Below are 16,619 nucleotides of genomic sequence, written 5' to 3' on the forward strand. Positions count from 1 at the left end.
GTTTGTCAATGCGGTCTGGCGGCGATCCGACGCGCGTTTCCTGTGCTTCGATGCTCACGGCCATCAAGGCCGCTCCGCTTCGGTGCTCGGAAACACACGACGGGCGCGGCCCGGTGGGCCGCTCTCGCTCGCCAGACCGTATTGACAGACAGGTTTCGGGTTTCGGCGGGTGAGCGTTTCTGTTCTTTTTTGGAAAAAAGAACCAAAAAACTTTTGATTCGTTCAGGAGTTTTTTTCTGGGGCGCGTGATGGCCCCGAACGGATCAAAGTCTTTTTGCTTCTTTTTCTTCAGAAAAAGAAGAGCCTTTCTCCCCCGAGGGAGACACCACCCGGTGGTGCACGACCTCGCCCACCAGGATCAGGGCCGGGCTGCCTATGCCGTTTGTGTGGGCCAGGGTGGGCAGGGTGTCGAGCGTGCCGGTCAGCACGCGCTGGTCGGGGCGGGTGCCGCGTTCGATGATGGCGGCGGGCCAGTCGGGGGGCAGGCCGTGGCGGACCAGCATCGCGCACAGGTCGGGCAGGGCGCTGACGCCCATGTAGATGGCGATCGTCTGGCCCGCGCCGGCCATGCGTTCCCATGGCAGGTCCAGCGTGCCGTCCTTGCGGGCGTGGCCGGTGACGAACAGGCAGGATTGCGCGCAATCGCGGTGGGTCAGGGGAATGCCGGCATAGGCCGCGCAGCCGCTGGCCGCCGTGATGCCGGGCACGACCTGGAAGGGGATGCCGGCTTCGACCAGGGCTTCGATTTCCTCGCCGCCGCGACCGAAGATGAAGGGGTCGCCGCCCTTGAGGCGCAGGACGCGCTCGCCGGCGCTGGCGCGGCGGATGAGTTCGGCGTTGATGTCGGGTTGCGGCATGGTGTGGCGGTCGCGCTGCTTGCCGACGAAGACCCGGGTGGCGTCGCGGCGCACGCGGTCCAGCAGTTCGGGCGGCAGGAGCTGGTCGTAGAGCACGGAATCGGCGTTCTGCATCAGGTGCAGGGCGCGCAGGGTCAGCAGGTCGGGGTCGCCGGGGCCGGCGCCGACCAGCCAGACCTCGCCCGTGACGGGGGTGCCGTCCAGCAGATGGTCCAGTACCTGTCTTGCGGTTTGGGTATCGCCGCGCTGGGCGGCTTCTCCGCCCCTGCCGTCGAGAAAGGCCTCCCACACGCGGCGGCGGCGGTCGATGTCGGGGCAGCGCGTGACGACGTGGGTGCGGTTGTCGCGCAGGAAGCGGGCCAGCCCGTCCAGCCCGGCGGGCATGGCTGCCTCGATACGTTCGCGCAGGCGGCGGGCCAGCACCGGGGCGGCGCCGCCGGTGGAGATGGCGATCCGTACCGGGCCGCGATGGATCTGTGCCGGCGTGATGAAGCTGGAGGGTGTGGGGTCGTCTACCGCGCAGACCGGGATGTTCAGCGCATCGGCCCGGGCCGCGACGGCGCGGTTGACGGTGCGGTCGTCGGTCGCGGCGTAGACTAGGCGGCAGCCGGGCAGGAGGGCGTCGAGCCGGTCCGGATCGGCTTCGGCCGCGATGTGGTGGATGGCGCCCGTGTCGCGCAGGGTGGCCAGCGCGTCGTCGAGCCGGGGGGCCAGGACCTCGACCCGTGCCGTGTGGGCCAGCAGCAGGCGGATCTTGTTCAGGGCGATTCCGCCGCCGCCGACCACCAGCACCCGTGCATCGCGCAGGCGCAGGGCGATGGGGAACCAGCCGGGTTCGTCGGATGCGGTCATGGCGTGTTTTCCGTGGCCTGGCGTTCCGGGATGGGCGGGCAGGGGCGGGCGTGGGCCAGCACGAAACGGGCGATGGCGTCGGTGTCGTTCAGGTCCAGCCTTGCGGTGCCGGGTGGCAGGGGAAGTGCCGGGGCGTCGGTGGCGACGGCCGTGATATGGGGGGTGGCGGGCCAGAGCGGGTCCTTGCCCAGTGCGGGACGGTAGACCTCGATCGCGACCGGCAGGGCGGCGCGGAAGCCTTCGACCAGGATCAGGTCTGCCGGGGCCATGCGGGCGATCAGGTCGGGCAGGGTGGGTGGGGGTGCGGGCTGCTGTTCGTGCAGCAGGGCCCAGCGTGTGTCGGAGGCCACCAGGACCTCATGCGCGCCGGCCGTGCGGTGGCGGTGGGAATCCTTGCCGGGGCGGTCCATGTCGAAACCATGATGGGCGTGCTTGATGGTGGACACGCGCAGGCCCCTGGCGGCCAGCGTTTCCAGCAGGCGGACCATCAGCGTCGTCTTGCCCGCGCCGCTGCGCCCGGTAATGCCCATGATGGCGGCCTGCCGCATCGTCTTGTCCTGTTGCGCCTGCATTCCGCGTGTTTGCCCCGAGGGTAGAGGTGCCTTCAATCCCCGATGATGGCAAGGTCGGGGCCGGATGGTCCGGCGACAAGGGAGGGGCGGGGATGGCGTGCGCGTGCGTGGTTCTGGCGGGTGGGGCGGCGACCCGCATGGGCGGGGGGGACAAGCCGCTGCTGACGGCGGGGCGCGCGACCCTGCTGGCCCGGCTGCTGGAGCGGCTGGCGGGGGAGGGCAGGCCGCTGGCCATCAACGCGCGGGGCGATGCCGGGCGCTTTGCCGCCTATGGGCTGCCGGTGCTGCCGGACGAGATCGAGGGGGCGGGGCCGCTGGCCGGGGTGCTGGCGGCCATGGACTGGGCGGCCGGGCTGGGACGGGCGGAGGTGCTGACCGTGCCGGGGGATACGCCCTTCGTGCCGCGCGGGCTGGCGGCGATGCTGGCGCCGGCTGCTGCGGTGGCGGTGTCCGGCGGGCGGCGGCATCATCTGGTGGCGTTGTGGCCGGTGGCGGCGCGCGCGGCGCTGCGGGAGCGGCTGCGGGCGATCGGGCCCGATGCGCCGCGTGCGGCCTTCGGCGTGCGGGCCTTTGCCGAGACGATCGGGGTGCGGGAGGTGGTGTTTGCGGATGCGCCGTTCGATCCGTTCCTGAACGTCAATACGCCGGAGGATCTGGAGGTGGCGCGGCGGATTGCCGAGGGGGAGGATGGGGTTCTTTTTTGAAAGAAAGAACCAAAAAACTTTGATTCGTTCAGGAGTTTTGTGCTGGGGACACGCGATGGCCCTGAACGGATCACAAAAGAAGGTTATTGAGCCGCCCCGGTGACGCGCCATACCGTATTGCCGACATCGTCCGCGACCAGCAGGGCCCCGGATTTGTCGAGTGCCAGCCCGACCGGGCGGCCGTGGACATGCTCCTGGTCCGCCGTCAGGAAGCCGGTCAGGACTTCGCGGGGCGGGCCGGCGGGGTGGCCGTCGGTGAAGGGGATGTAGATGACGCGATAGCCGCTCTTGGGCTTGCGGTTCCATGATCCGTGCTGGGCGACGAACAGGCCGTCGCGCCAGGCCTCGGGCAGGCTGCTGTCGTGCGAGAAGGCGAGGCCCAGCGAGGCGGTGTGCGGGCCCAGCGCGTAATCGGGGGCGATGGCGCTGGCGACCAGGTCGGGGCGCTGGGGCTGGACGCGGACATCGACATGCTGGCCGTAATAGCTGTAGGGCCAGCCGTAGAAGGCGCCCTGCTTTACCGACGTGATATAGTCGGGCACGAGGTCGCTGCCGATTTCGTCCCGCTCGTTCACCACCGTCCACAGGGCGCCGGTCGCGGGTTCCCACCCCAGCCCGTTGGGGTTGCGCAGGCCGGTGGCGAAGGGGGTGAGCTTGCCGCTGGCGATGTCGAACCTGTCGATCCGCGCGCGGCCTTCCTCGACCTCCATGCCGTTGTCGGCGACGTTGCTGTTGGAGCCGATGGTGACGTAGAGGGTGCTGCCGTCCGGGCTGGCCAGGATGTTCTTGGTCCAGTGATGGTTGTAGCCGGCGGGCAGGTCCACGGCCTTTTCGCCCGGCGCGTCGATATGGGTTTCGCCCTCGTGGTAAGGGAAGCGGACCAGCGCGTTGGCATTGGCCACGTAGAGCGTATCGCCCACCAGCGCCATGCCGAAGGGCGAATAGAGATGGTCGAGGAACACGCTGCGCTGGTCGGCCACGCCGTCGCCGTCGGTGTCGCGCAGCAGGATGATGCGGTCGGGGCTTTTCTCGCCCGCGCCGACCTTGCCCATGATCAGGCCGGCGATGCGGTTTTTCAGTGTCCTGATGTCGGTGCCGGGGGAGTTGGATTCCGCGACCAGGATATCGCCGTTGGGCAGTTTGTACAGCCAGCGCGGGTGGTCGAGCCCGGTTGCGAACGGATGCACGGCCAGGCCGGATGCGGCGACGGGTGCCTGCGTGCCCTGCCAGCCGATGGGGGTGGCGATGTTGACCGTGGGCATGAAGGTCTTGTTGGGCGGCAGCAGGACCGGATTGGGGCCGGTTCCGGCCTCGACCGTCTGCCGGGCTTCCTCGGGCGAGACGATCGCGCGGTAGCCGGTGGCCGCCAGGAGCGCCAGGACGCCGGTGCCTGCCAGAAGAAGCCTGAAACGGGAACGTGTCATTGAAGGCGGCCTCGTGGTCTGTGGCTCCGGGACGGGGCCCGGAGCCGGCGACGATGGAAAGGGGGCGATCATCATGCCATTTCCCGTGGGAGCGCAACCACCCTGTCCTGTTTTTCCACGGTCGGGAGGGGGTGCGGTTGAAAGATTCGGTGGTGGCGCGGGCATGTTCGTGAGCGGATGGACGAACCGGTGCGGGGGATGGACGTTGCTGGTCATGGCGTGGTGGCGGTCCGGGCGCCCGCTGGAGGGAAATGGCGTGGAAATGCCGGAAAAATCATGGCGTGGACATGATGGATTGGAAATGGATATGCGCGCGCGTGGCCACCGGGCGCGCGCGGATCGCGCATGGGGATGAGAGCGCGGCGGGCGCCCCGGCGGCGGGGGGAAGGCGGGGCGGCGGCTGGGCGGGGTGGGGACGAGGAGCCTGTGCCGGCCGGGTCGCGTGGGGCGGATGATCCGGAACTGCCCAGCCCGGTGGTCGGGCCGAGCCGGCCGCGGCTGTTTCGCGTTCTGGGGCCGGGGCTGATTACCGGTGCGTCGGATGACGACCCCAGCGGGATCGCGACCTATTCACAGGTCGGGGCGCAGTTTGCCTATGGCCTGTCGTGGACGCTGCTGGTCACCTATCCGCTGATGGTGGCGGTGCAGATGATCAGCGCGCGGATCGGGCGGACGACGGGGCATGGGCTGGCCGGGGTGATCCGGCTGCATTGCCCCGCCTGGCTGCTGACCGGGGTCGTGCTGCTGCTGCTGGTGGCGAACATCATCAATCTTGGGGCCGATCTGGGCGCGATGGCCGATGCGCTGGGGCTGCTGCTGCCGGCGCCGCGGGTGCTGTATGTGCTGCTGTTTTCGGCGATTTCGATCTCGATGCAGCTTTTCCTGCAATATACGCGCTATGTGGCGGCGCTGAAATGGCTGACGCTGGCGCTGTTTGCCTATTTCGCCGCGCTGGCCTGCGTGGATGTGGACTGGCGCGCGCTGGCATACCATCTGGTCTGGCCCGCCCATGCGCCGACATCGGGTTATCTGACGGCGCTGGTGGCGATTTTCGGGACCACGATCAGCCCCTATCTGTTCTTCTGGCAGGCATCGGAGGAGGTGGAGGACCTGGGTGTCTATCCGCATCGCACCGACCTGGTCGATGCGCCCTCGCAGGGGCGGCGGGCGTTGCGTCGGATCGAGATCGATACGCTGGTGGGCATGGGATTTTCGAACCTGGTCGCCCTTGCCATCCTGGTGACGACGGCCGCGACGCTGAATGCCCGGGGCGTGACCGACATCCAGACCTCGGCGCAGGCTGCCGAGGCGCTGCGGCCGATCGCGGGGGCGTTCGCCTCGCTGGTGTTTACCGTGGGCATCGTGGGCACCGGCCTGCTGGCGGTGCCGGTGCTGGCGGGGTCGGCGGCCTATGCCGTGGGGGAGGCGCGGCAGTGGCCGACGGGGCTGGAGCGGCGGCCCAAGGAGGCGCAGGCCTTCTATGCGACGCTGGTGATCGCCACCCTGATCGGCATGATCATCAATTTCGCGCCCGTCGATCCGATCCGGGCGCTGTTCTGGAGCGCGGTGCTGAACGGGGTGGCGGCGGTGCCGGTCATGGTCGTGATGATGGTGGTGGCGGCGCGCCGGGACGTGATGGGGCGGTTTGCCATTCGCGGCCCGCTGAGATGGCTGGGATGGATCGCGACCGTGCTGATGGGGGGCGTGGTGCTGGCGATGTTCGGCGCGCTGTTCCGGGTCAGGCCCTAAAAGATGGAAACCTTGGGTTTCCGTCTTTGGGGGGTGCCGGGGGGCGGGGTGGGCCGTATGGTCCGGGACGTATTGTTCGTCCCGAGGAAACGGCCCTGCGCCGGGAAGAGGTCATGATGACGAAGCTGCTGGTTCTCTATTATTCCACCTATGGGCATGTCGAGACGATGGCGCAGGCCGTGGCCGAGGGGGCCCGGGCCGCCGGGATCGAGGCCGATATCAAGCGCGTGCCGGAGACGGTGCCGGAAGATATCGCGAAAGCGCATCATTTCAAGCTGGACCAGGCGGCGCCGGTGGCGACCCCCGACGACCTGGCGCAGTACGATGCCATCGTCATCGGCGCGCCGACGCGCTTCGGGCGGCTGCCGTCGCAGATGGCGGCCTTCTGGGACCAGACGGGCGGGCTGTGGCTGAAGGGCGCGCTGATCGGCAAGGTGGGCGCGGCCTTTACCTCCACCGCCAGCCAGCATGGCGGGCAGGAGACGACGCTGTATTCGCTGCTGTCCAACCTGATCCATCATGGCATGGTCATCAGCGGCCTGCCCTACAGCTTCCAGGGGCAGCTTGTGCTGGACCAGGTTTCGGGCGGGGCGCCCTATGGCGCGACCACGCTGGCCGGTGGCGACGGGTCGCGCGCCGTCAGCGCCAATGAGCTGGATGGCGCGCGCTTCCTCGGCCAGCATGTGGCCGGGCTGGCGAAGAAGCTGGCCTGAACGGCGGCTTAGAGGCTGTTTGCAAAGTCACCCTGCCGGCGATCCGACGCGCATTTTCTGCACGTCGGATCGTCGGCGGCGCGCATTTCCGGTCAGGCGGTTAGATGCCCATGGTGGGGTCGGTGATTCCGGGACGCCCGGTTTCGACGCGGCCGGCGAACTGGTAGGCCAGTTCGGGCTCGGCGGGGCTGGTGAGGGTGAGGTCGTACCACATTGCGTCCGCCGCCAGGTTGAAGGCGGCCTCGGCGGCGCGGCCGGGGGGCAGGCGCAGCGTCTGCCGGGTGCGCTGGTTGGCGAGGGCGCAGGCGACCGTGACCGTGCGCGGGGTCGTGTTGGTGACGCGCAGGACCAGGTCCTTGCCCGGGGCGTGCAGGTAGCGGCATTCCGCCTGCAGGCGCAGGCCGCCCTGTCGCCCCCGGAAGCGGCGGTAGAAGCCGTTGGGGGCGTGGACCGTGACCTCGTAGAGCCTGCCCGCGAAATGCGCCAGGTCGAAGGCCGTGTCCAGCGTGTCGCCGGCCGCCACCGCGTAGGTTCCGGCCTGCATGGTGGTCTGCCGCCGGGGTGGGTCCGGCACCATGCCGTGGCAATAGATATTGAAGGGAAGGCCCGCCGCGCGGGCGCCATGTAGCGCCCGGCCGGCGCGCAGGCGCAGGGCGAGCTGTTCGCCGTCCGGCGTCAGGCCGCCGTCGCAATAGGGTTCGTAGGGCAGGGCGCAGGAGGGGCGGGTGCCGGGTTCCTGCCGCACCGTCGCGCGCAATGTGGCCGGGTCGGCGCGCAGGGCGGCGAGCTCGGCGGCGCCCAGCGCGTGAAAGCCGCCGGGCAGGGGCTGGTCCCGCGCGGCCTCGATGGCGTGGAGATGGGTGTCGCGGTCGAGGTGCGGGAGGCTCGGCACCGTGCCGTCATAGGGGCGGAAGCAGGACGTGAGGTCGCCGCTGATGGCGCGGCGCCAGGGGGAGATGTTGGTTTCGGTGATCGTCTTGCCGAACTTTTCCCGGGCGAAGGCTTCCAGGAATTGCAGGGTCGATGTGTGCTCGCACAGTTCGGAATTGACCCAGCCGCCGCGGCTCCACGGGGAGGCCACGATCAGCGGGACGCGGAAGCCGAGCCCGATCGGGCCGCCGCGGGCCATGCGGGCGGGAACGCCCCGGTCGCGCTCGTCGCGCGCGGAGGTATGTTCCAGCCCGTCCGGGCCGATCGACGCCGAGGAGCGGCCCGTTTCCGGCCGGTAGGGGTCGGGCGCCGCGTAGGAACAGCAATGATCGAAATAGCCGTCATTTTCATCGTAGGTGATGAGGAAGATGGTCTTTTTCCACACATCCGGATTTTCGGTCAGGATATCCATGATTTCCGACACGTACCACGCGCCGTACCAGGGGGAGGTGGGGTGGTCGGAGAAATGCTCGGGTGCGGCCAGCCACGAGACGGCCGGCAGGGTGCCCGTGCGTACGTCCTGCCGGAACCGGTGCAGGATATCGCCCCGGGGGGCGTCCATGTGCAGGGTCCTGTCCCCGTTGGGGAAGGCGAGGGTTTCCAGCGCCCTGTAGTCCGGGTCGCCGCTGTTGGTGACGAATGCCTTTTCGAACAGGGCGCGTTCTTCGGGCTGGAGCATGTCGGGCGTGCGGCCGGCCGCGGCCCGGCGGCGGATCAGGATATCCAGCAGCGTGCGGGTCGCCGCGAGCTGTTCGTCGCGCGCGGCCGAGGGGTCCTGCTTCATCAGCCCGTCGATATGGGCGGTGTAGTCGCCCATCCGGGCATCGATCCACGCGCCGAAGCCGGGATTGGCCGAGACGCAGTAGCGATCGAAACATTCCAGGACGTTGCTGCCGAAATTGGACAGCCATGCGCGCTCGCGCCCCGTCATGCCGCCGGTCTGGGTGAGCTCGTTCTGGTAGAATTTCCAGGAAATGCCGGCCTTTTCCAGCCGTTCGGGGAAGGTGGTCCAGGTCAGGCCGCCTTCCATGATTTCCTCGTTGCGCATGTAGACCCGGGAATCGGCCGCTTGCAGGTCGCGGAGAGTGCCGGTCCAGAACAGCAGGCGGTTGGGGGTCGTGCTGGTCATCGCGCCGCAATAATGCTGGTCGCAGATGGTGAACGCGTCGGCCAGCGCGTAGTAGAACGGCAGGTCCTCGCGCGTGTAGTAGCCCATGGTCAGCGGGTAGCGGGCGTAGTGTTCGTAAGGGGATGTCTTCGCGTCGATCCAGCGGTCGTGGCCGCCATCGTTCCACGCATCGACCTGGCTGTCGCGGGAATGGGGGATGGAGCCCATCCAGGTGATGCGCGTGTCGCGGATGTTCAGGCGCCACGGCAGCCAGGTCTGGCCCGACGTGCCGGACCCCGACGTGCCGGACTGGGCCATGACGGGGTTGCCGTTGGCCAGGCGCATCGCCCTTGGGTCGTTGAAGCCGCGCACGCCTTGCAGCGTACCGAACATATGGTCGAACGACCGGTTTTCCTGCATCAGGATCACCACATGCTCCGCATCGCGCCAGCTCGTGCCCGGATTGGGGGCGATGGCGAAGGCGCGCCGGATGGCGGCGGGCAGCGCTTCCGTGGCGCCCGCTGCCCCGGACAGGAGCGCGTATTTCAGGAAATCCCGACGTGTCGTCATGCTCTGCTCGACCTGTGCGTGTCCGCGGAGAGGGAAGCGGTGCCGGTGGAAGGCCCCCCACATATGGCATGGGTCCCGGGCCTGGGTGTGACAATTCCACGAAAGCGGGGCGGGGACGGCGGGTCGGCGGCCCGCTGCCGCCGGCCCGACATTGCCAACTTGTCAGGAAAAATGATCTGGCAGCGCATTGGAAATGTCGGCACGGTGATCTAGAGCCATGGAATCATGAACAGGACCATCCGTTTTCTCCTGCTGCTGCCATGCCTTTCCGTTCTGCAAGGATGCTATGAAATCGGGCCCACCCGGCTGGACCGGGACCAGAGCGATTATTCGCGCGCGCTGACCAGTTCGGGCAAGCAGCAGACGCTGCTGAACGTGGTGCGCCTGCGCTATGCCGACACGCCGGGCTTTCTGGACACCACGCAGCTGATCTCGGGCTATCAGTTGCAGCGCAACCTGTCCGTGGGGATCGGTACCTATTCCCTGGCCACCCGGCCCTATGGCGGCGCGGGCATGCAGGTGCAGGAAAGCCCGACCTTCACCTTCCAGCCCATTACCGGCGATGCCTATGCGCAGAGCTTCCTGCGCCCGCTGCCGCCGGGCAACCTGCTGCCGCTGGCCATGGGCGGGCTGCCGATCGACGTGCTGTTCCGGCTGGCCGTGCAGTCGGTCAACCTGATCAGCAATGCGGGGTCGCTGGGCGGGGATGTGGGGCGCGGGTCGCCGGCCTTCTTCGACCTGATCTACGACCTGCGGCTGTTGCAGCTGGCGGGGCTGCTGGGCATCCAGCTGGAGCGCAGCCCCACCGCCACCGACAAGGACGGGACGGCCGACCGCGTCTTCCTGTCGATCGCCTCGAGCGATGACCCGGCGCTGGTGCGGGTGGTGCACGATACGCGCCGGCTGCTGGGCATGGCGCAGGACGACGAGCGGGTGGAGGTCGTCTATGGCGGCGGGCGGCCGCGCCGGGGGCAGATCCAGCTGCTGACGCGCACCGTGCTGGGTGTGCTGGGGCAGATCGCCTACCAGATCGACGTGCCGGAGGAGGATATCACCTCGGGCCGCACGCGGCCGACCATCAAGCTGGTCGGGCGGGTGACGCGGCCGATCGTCGTCATTCACGTGACGAAGGAGCAGCCGGGGGCGGTGTTTTCCTGGACCAGCTACAATCATAAATTCTACTGGATCGCCGACGAGGATTTCGACAGCAAGCTGGCCTTCACCATGCTGCAGATCCTGCTGGAACTGTCCAAGACCAGCAAGGGGCCGAATACCATAGTAACCATCCCCGCCAACGGCTGAAACCTGCCTGGAAATGCGCGCTGGTGGCGATCCGTCGCGCGTTTCCTGTGCTCCGATGCTCACGGCCATACAGGCCGCTCCGCTTCGGTGCTCGGAAACGCACGACGGGCGCACCGCTTTGCGGCGCTCTCGCTCACCAGCCCACATTTCCAGGCAGGTTTTGGGGGACTGACGGGGGATGCGGGCTGCTGGTGGCGATCCGTCGCGCGTTTCCTGTGCTCCGATGCTCACTTCCATACAGGCCGCTCCGCTTCGGTGCTCGGAAACGCACGACGGGCGCGCCGCTTTGCGGCGCTCTCGCTCGCCAGCCCACATTTCCAGGCAGGTTTTGGAGGCTGATGGGGGACGCGCGCTGGTGGCGATCCGGCGCGTGTTTCCAGGCAGGCTTTGGGACGGTGAGGGGGGATGCCGGCTGGTGTTCTCGGTCCATAAAGCCGCTCTGCTTCGGGGAAAAGCGTGTCGGGCGTGCCGGTTTGTGGGGGCTCTTCGGGCGCGGGTCGTGCGGGTATTTATGGTCGAAACGGAAATGGCCATGATCTGGATCAAGTAAATAATCAATATTTTATTACTATTTTCATCTTGCTTGTTTTGTAACATTCCCGCAAAAATTGGATAGATTTGTTCGTGGGGCTGGTCCCCGCTAGTATAGTCTGTTCGATATACGGGTGGCGATTGTGGAATTGGCCGCGCGTGAGCCGCGAGGGTGGGCCGGTTGCGGGCCTTGAAGATTGATCATGGGACGCGGACCGTTGGATGACAGGTTCAGGACTAAGGAGCGCGAATTTCTTCTGCGCATGATCGACGACATGCCGGTGGCGGTCATGACCGTGGAGCCGGAGACGCTGCTGATCGACTATGCCAACAACATGTCCCGGGCGCTGATCCGCCGGATCGAGCATCTGCTGCCGATCCGGGCCGATGAGCTGATCGGCACGTCGATCGATGTCTTTCATCGCTGTCCGGCCTATCAGCGCCATCTGCTGTCTGACCCGGGCAACCTGCCGCACCAGGCGCGCATCCGGCTGGGCGACGAGGTGCTGGACCTGAAGGTATCGGCCATTACCGACCGGGACGGGCGGTATGTCGCGCCCATGCTGACCTGGGCGCTGGTGACGAAGGAGGTCGAGGCGGAGAAGCGCATCGGCTATCTGGCGCATCACGACGCGCTGACCGGGCTGCCCAACCGGCTGATGTTCCGCCGGACGCTGGAGGAATGGCTGGGCAGGCCCGATGCGCGCTTCGGGCTGCTTTATATCGACCTGGACGGTTTCAAGCTGGTCAACGATACGCGGGGGCACCAGGTGGGCGACGCGCTGCTGCGGCAGGTCGCGGACCGGCTGCGGGCCCTGTGCGGCGACCCGGCGATGACGCTGACGCGGCTGGGGGGCGATGAATTCGCCATCCTGCTGCCTCATGACCCTGCGCTTTCGGCCGGAGGGCATGCCGACCGGATCGTGGAGACGCTGGGCAGGTCCTTCGAGATCGACCAGGGCCAGACGATCCAGATCGGGGCGTCGGTCGGCATTGCGCTGGCGCCGGACCATGGGGTGGAGCCCGAGACCCTGCTGGCGCGGGCCGACATGGCGCTGTATGCGGCCAAGGAAGACGGGAAAGGGGGCGCCACGCTCTTTTCGCGCGACCTGGAGCTGCGGGTCCAGGAGCGGACGCACATGGAGAACAGCCTGCAGGCCGCCTTGCGCAGCCGGCGGGAGCTGTTCGTGTTCTACCAGCCGATCATCGACCTGTATTCCGGGCGCGTCACGGCGCGCGAGGCGCTGGCCCGCTGGCATCATCCCCAGCGCGGCTGGATCTCGCCCGGCGAGTTCGTGCCGGTGGCCGAGCAGTGCGGGCTGATCGACCAGCTGGACGAATTCGTCCTGCACCAGGCCTGCCGCAGCGCCGCGCAGTGGAAGGACGGGGCGCATGTCGCCGTCAATATCTCGGCGATCCAGCTGGGCAGGGAGACGCTGGTGCCGGCGGTGGCGGCCGCCCTTGCCTGTTCCGGCCTGTCGGCGGACCGGCTGGAGATCGAGGTGACCGAGACGGCGCTGCTGGGCGACGAGCAGGGCGGCATCCAGGACCTGCTGACGCTGCGGCAGATGGGAGTGTGCATCTCGCTGGACGATTTCGGCACCGGCTATTCGTCGCTGGCCCATCTGCGGGCCTTTCCGTTCGACAAGATCAAGATCGACGGCTCGTTCGTCCGCGATGCGCTGGTGCGGCCGGAATGTGCCGCCGTGGTGCGGGCCATTGCCGACCTGGGCAAGCGGCTGGGGGTGCGGACGGTCGCTGAGGGGGTCGAGACCGAGGAGCAGCTTGCCCTGGTCCGCAAGGAAGGGTGTGCCGAGGTGCAGGGCTATCTGTACGGCCGGCCCGTGCCGGGGGCGGACGATGTGGAGCGTGTGTCGCGGCTGGACCCCGGGATGGTCGTGCGATGAGTATCCAGCCTGAAAAAAAGAAGCCTCTTCAGAGTCACGGAAAGGATATCGCGCGACTGAAACGCATCCTGGACTTCATGGAGATGAGGGAGGCGGATCATCAGGCGATCCGCCGGGTCGGGGCCGTGATCGAGCGCGAATTGCCGGCGGCGCTGGACCGGCTTTACGACCGGATCGGGAAGACGCCGGAGATCCGGGGCCTGTTCGGGTCGGGGGCGGCGGTCGAGCAGGCGAAGCGGGCGCAGCGGGCGCACTGGAAAAGCATCGCGGCGGCCGACCTGGGGGCGGAATATGTCGCCCGGGTCCATGCGATCGGGGCCGTCCATGCCCGGATCGGGCTGGAGCCTGCCTGGTATATCGGCAGCTATGCCATCGTCATCGATCATCTGGTGCATGCCATCGTTGCCGATGCGCTGGCGGGGAAGGGGCGGCTTTCGGGGCGGCGGGCGCAGGTGGCGTCGCGGCTGGCGAACACGATCGGCAGCCTGTGCAAGGCCGTGTTCCTGGAAATGGACCTGACGATTTCCGTCTATCTGGACGAGGCGGAGCAGGCGCGGCAGGCCGCCCGGGACGATGCGATCAGGAAGGAGCAGGAGCTGGTGGCGGGCAGTTTCGGTGCCGTCATCGGCCGGATCGCCCAGCGCGACCTGTCGGGGCAGGTGCGCGACGATTTGCCGCCGGCCTATCTGACGCTGCGCGACGACCTCAATGCCGCCATGGCCGCCCTGAGCGACACGCTGGGCAGTGTCCATGACACCAGCCGGGTCATCGACAGCGCCGCCGCCGAGATCAGCAATGCCGCCCACGACCTGGCGGGGCGCACGGAGCGGCAGGCCGCATCGGTGGAGCAGACCGCCGCGACCGTCGAGCAGGTCGGCGCGACCGTGGCCCGGACGGCGGCGCGGGTGGCCGAGGCCGAGGATTTCGTCGCGCAATGCCAGGAGGTGACGGGGCGGTTCGGCGGGATGATCGCGCAGGCGCGGGCGTCGATGGACGATATCGCGGCGGCGTCGGACGCGATCGGCCGGATTACCGACGTGATGGACGCCATTGCCACCCGTACCCACCTGCTGGCCCTGAATACCGGGATCGAGGCGGCCCGCGCCGGCGAGGCGGGGAACAGTTTCAAGATCCTGGCGAAGGAGATCCGCGACCTGGCGAGCCGGGCGGCCGAGGCCTCGCACGAGGTCAGGAGCCTGGTCGGCACGTCGCGCGCGCAGGTCGCGACCGGGGTGGCCGTGATGGGGGAGGCGCATGGCGCCATCGGCGCCATCATCGCCGGGGTCGAGGAGATCGGCGGCCATCTGAAGGATATCGCCGTTGCGGCGCGGGAGCAGGAAGCGGCGCTGCACGACATCAACGGCGCCGTGGCCGGGATCGACCGGGGAACCCGCCAGAACGCGGCCATGGCGGAGCGGACCTCGGCCGCCAGTACGGCCATGGCCGGGCAGGCGGCCGGGCTGAAGGCGCAGCTTGCAGAATTCCGGCTCGGTGCGCGGCCCAGCCGGGGGATCGCCACCCGCGCGCATTTCCGCTCGGGCGGGCGGAGCCCGATATCCGCTATGCCGGATTGGGGTAGCGGCTGATCGACAGGTCGCGCACCGCCAGCCGTTCGCCCAGGCGCACCAGGTCGGCCAGGGATTGCGCGCCCATCTTGCGCATGACATGCGCGCGGTGGAGCTTGATCGCCGGCAGGCTGAGGGAAAGATGGCCTGCGATCTGCTTGTTCATCAATCCGGCCACGACCAGGGCCATGACCTGACGCTCGCGGTCGGACAGGGTGTCGTAGCGGCGCCGGATGTCTGCCGTGCATTCGTCATCATTCGGCGGGGGGGCGTGGTGGGCCAGGGCGCGGGAGACGGCGGACAGCAGGGCCTGGTCGTCCAGCGGCTTGGCCAGGAAATCGATCGCGCCCGCGCGCATGCCCCGGACGGCCATGGGAATGTCGCCATGGCCGGTCATGATGATGACGGGCAGGTCGAGGCCGGATTCGGCGAGCGCGACCTGGACATCCAGCCCGTCGATGCGGCCCAGCCGGACATCGAGGAGCAGGCAGGATGGGCCGGCCGGGGGACCCGCGCGCAGGAAGGCATCGGGCTCGGCATAGGTGGTGACGGCGTGGCCGGCCGAGCGCAGCAGGCTGTCCAGCGAGGCGCGCATGCCCTCGTCATCGTCGATCACGACGACATGGCCGGCGGGCTGTGCGGGTGCCGTCATGCCGCGCGGGCCGTGGCGGGCAGGCGCACGGTGACGATGGCGCCGCGCGGGGTGGCGTTGCGGGCCTCGATCGTCCCGCCATGGGCGGCCGCGATATTGCGGCAGATCGCCAGGCCCATGCCCATGCCGGAGCCTTTGGTGGTCACGAAGGGTTCGAAGAGGTGATCGGGGTCGAGGCGGGAAAAGCCCGGGCCGGTATCCGTGATTTCGATCCGTACCGTCCGGTCCTTCGTGCCGTCCTCGCCGAGGAGCACGCTGATGAGCCGGCGGTGGCCGGTCGTCGTTTCCAGTGCCTGGATGGCGTTCAGCAGCAGGTTCATGAGGATCTGCTGGATGGCGATCCGGTCGCCGGCGATGGCGGGTAGGTGGGGCGGGACGATCCTGCGCACGTCGATGGCGCGCGCGGCCAGTTCGGCGCGCAGCAGCAGGAGCGTGTCTTCGAGGAGGGAGGGGAGGTCGAGCCGGGTGCGGGCGACCGGGGCCTTGCGCGTCAGGTCGCGGACGCGGCTGATGATGGCGGCGGCGCGGGCGCTGCTGGTCCGGATCTGCTCCAGGCAGGCCAGGGCCTCGGGGATGTCGGGTGCGTCGCGCCTGAGCCACCGGCCCCCCGACTGGGCGAAGGTGGCGATGGCCGAGAGAGGCTGGTTGACCTCGTGCGCGATCGAGACGGTGAGGTGGCCGAGCGTCGTGATGCGGTCGGCATGGGCCAGCAGCCGGGCCTGTGCGGCCAGCGCATCGCCGGCCTGCCTGTTGCGCATGGCGAGAATCGTGACGACGAGGGTGGCGATGAGGCTGAGGGCCAGCCGGGCGTACTGGCCGTCGAAGGGCGCGTTGTAATGGATGACTGCGAAGGATGTGCATTCCAGCGCGACGCATGTGCCGCCCACGATCCGCAGCCTGCGGGGGGTGCAGCGATCGGCGACCAGCACGACGACCAGCACGTAGAGCACGCCGAACGCATCGTGCGAGGGAAACAGGGTAATCGTGAAGATGAAGGCCGACAGGATGGATGCGGCGACCCACTGCCAGCGCCAGAAGCGTGAGGGGAGCCTCTTCGGCGCGGTGGGCCGGGCTTTCGGCCGCGTGGCCGGGCCTGCGGGCGGCTGGCCCGCTGCACCCGGCGGCTGGAGCGTGTTTGTCGCGCCGGCGTGAAATGGAACGTCACGATGTATCATAACATTTC

The 16,619-nt window shown here is 68.4% G+C and carries 12 protein-coding genes; 6 read left to right on the top strand and 6 right to left on the bottom strand.

The features are described 5' to 3' along the window. Positions 1–263 precede the first annotated feature (263 nt). Both cysG and mobB read right to left on the bottom strand, forming a co-directional pair. Entirely contained in the window at positions 264–1,709 is a 1,446-nt protein-coding gene (gene cysG / locus HLH27_RS11115) for a siroheme synthase CysG (protein WP_182950115.1), read from the bottom strand. Then, entirely contained in the window at positions 1,706–2,281 is a 576-nt protein-coding gene (gene mobB, locus HLH27_RS11120; RefSeq protein ID WP_246375796.1) for a molybdopterin-guanine dinucleotide biosynthesis protein B, read from the bottom strand. Before mobB ends, cysG begins: the two co-directional genes overlap by 4 nt. 92 nt (positions 2,282–2,373) lie before the next feature. On the opposite strand from mobB, the gene HLH27_RS11125 reads away from it, so the two are divergent. After that, the gene (locus tag HLH27_RS11125; protein WP_182950116.1) at positions 2,374–2,985 is read left to right on the top strand and encodes an NTP transferase domain-containing protein; all 612 of its coding nucleotides are present in this window, start codon (positions 2,374–2,376) and stop codon (positions 2,983–2,985) included. A gap of 83 nt (positions 2,986–3,068) precedes the next feature. Here the strand turns inward: HLH27_RS11125 and HLH27_RS11130 are convergent, their stop codons facing one another. After that, complete coding sequence (locus HLH27_RS11130; RefSeq protein WP_182950117.1) at positions 3,069–4,409, bottom strand: PQQ-dependent sugar dehydrogenase; 1,341 nt, start codon at positions 4,407–4,409, stop codon at positions 3,069–3,071. A 345-nt stretch (positions 4,410–4,754) separates the two neighbouring features. On the opposite strand from HLH27_RS11130, the gene HLH27_RS11135 reads away from it, so the two are divergent. Together HLH27_RS11135 and wrbA are read left to right on the top strand one after the other, a co-directional pair. Further along, positions 4,755–6,158: an NRAMP family divalent metal transporter gene (locus tag HLH27_RS11135; protein WP_246375798.1), complete on the top strand. Its 1,404-nt coding sequence runs from the start codon at positions 4,755–4,757 to the stop codon at positions 6,156–6,158. A 116-nt stretch (positions 6,159–6,274) separates the two neighbouring features. Next, positions 6,275–6,871, top strand: a complete 597-nt coding sequence (wrbA, locus tag HLH27_RS11140) for an NAD(P)H:quinone oxidoreductase (protein ID WP_182950250.1) — start codon at positions 6,275–6,277, stop codon at positions 6,869–6,871. Between the two features lie 100 nt (positions 6,872–6,971). Here the strand turns inward: wrbA and HLH27_RS11145 are convergent, their stop codons facing one another. After that, positions 6,972–9,479, bottom strand: coding sequence for a phosphocholine-specific phospholipase C (locus tag HLH27_RS11145; protein WP_182950118.1), 2,508 nt, complete (start codon positions 9,477–9,479; stop codon positions 6,972–6,974). Between the two features lie 225 nt (positions 9,480–9,704). On the opposite strand from HLH27_RS11145, the gene HLH27_RS11150 reads away from it, so the two are divergent. The 3 genes from HLH27_RS11150 (at position 9,705) to HLH27_RS11160 (ending at position 14,805) form a co-directional block, all read left to right on the top strand. Further along, the gene (locus HLH27_RS11150; protein WP_220790390.1) at positions 9,705–10,781 is read left to right on the top strand and encodes a hypothetical protein; all 1,077 of its coding nucleotides are present in this window, start codon (positions 9,705–9,707) and stop codon (positions 10,779–10,781) included. Positions 10,782–11,575: 794 nt separating this feature from the next. After that, positions 11,576–13,219 (top strand): putative bifunctional diguanylate cyclase/phosphodiesterase, encoded by a 1,644-nt coding sequence (locus tag HLH27_RS11155; RefSeq protein ID WP_246375800.1) that lies wholly within the window; start codon positions 11,576–11,578, stop codon positions 13,217–13,219. Further along, on the top strand, positions 13,216–14,805 hold the full coding sequence (locus HLH27_RS11160) for a globin-coupled sensor protein (RefSeq protein ID WP_275943908.1): 1,590 nt from the start codon (positions 13,216–13,218) through the stop codon (positions 14,803–14,805). Before HLH27_RS11155 ends, HLH27_RS11160 begins: the two co-directional genes overlap by 4 nt. On the opposite strand, the gene HLH27_RS11165 is transcribed toward HLH27_RS11160, so the two are convergent. Together HLH27_RS11165 and HLH27_RS11170 are read right to left on the bottom strand one after the other, a co-directional pair. Continuing rightward, entirely contained in the window at positions 14,780–15,436 is a 657-nt protein-coding gene (locus HLH27_RS11165) for a response regulator transcription factor (RefSeq protein WP_182950121.1), read from the bottom strand. The two genes, HLH27_RS11160 and HLH27_RS11165, sit on opposite strands and share 26 nt — an antisense overlap. After that, on the bottom strand, positions 15,433–16,611 hold the full coding sequence (locus tag HLH27_RS11170; RefSeq protein ID WP_182950122.1) for a sensor histidine kinase: 1,179 nt from the start codon (positions 16,609–16,611) through the stop codon (positions 15,433–15,435). The genes HLH27_RS11165 and HLH27_RS11170 overlap by 4 nt, the downstream gene beginning before the upstream one ends. Positions 16,612–16,619: the final 8 nt, after the last annotated feature.

Source organism: Gluconacetobacter takamatsuzukensis (assembly GCF_014174275.1).
Taxonomy (GTDB): domain Bacteria; phylum Pseudomonadota; class Alphaproteobacteria; order Acetobacterales; family Acetobacteraceae; genus Gluconacetobacter; species Gluconacetobacter takamatsuzukensis.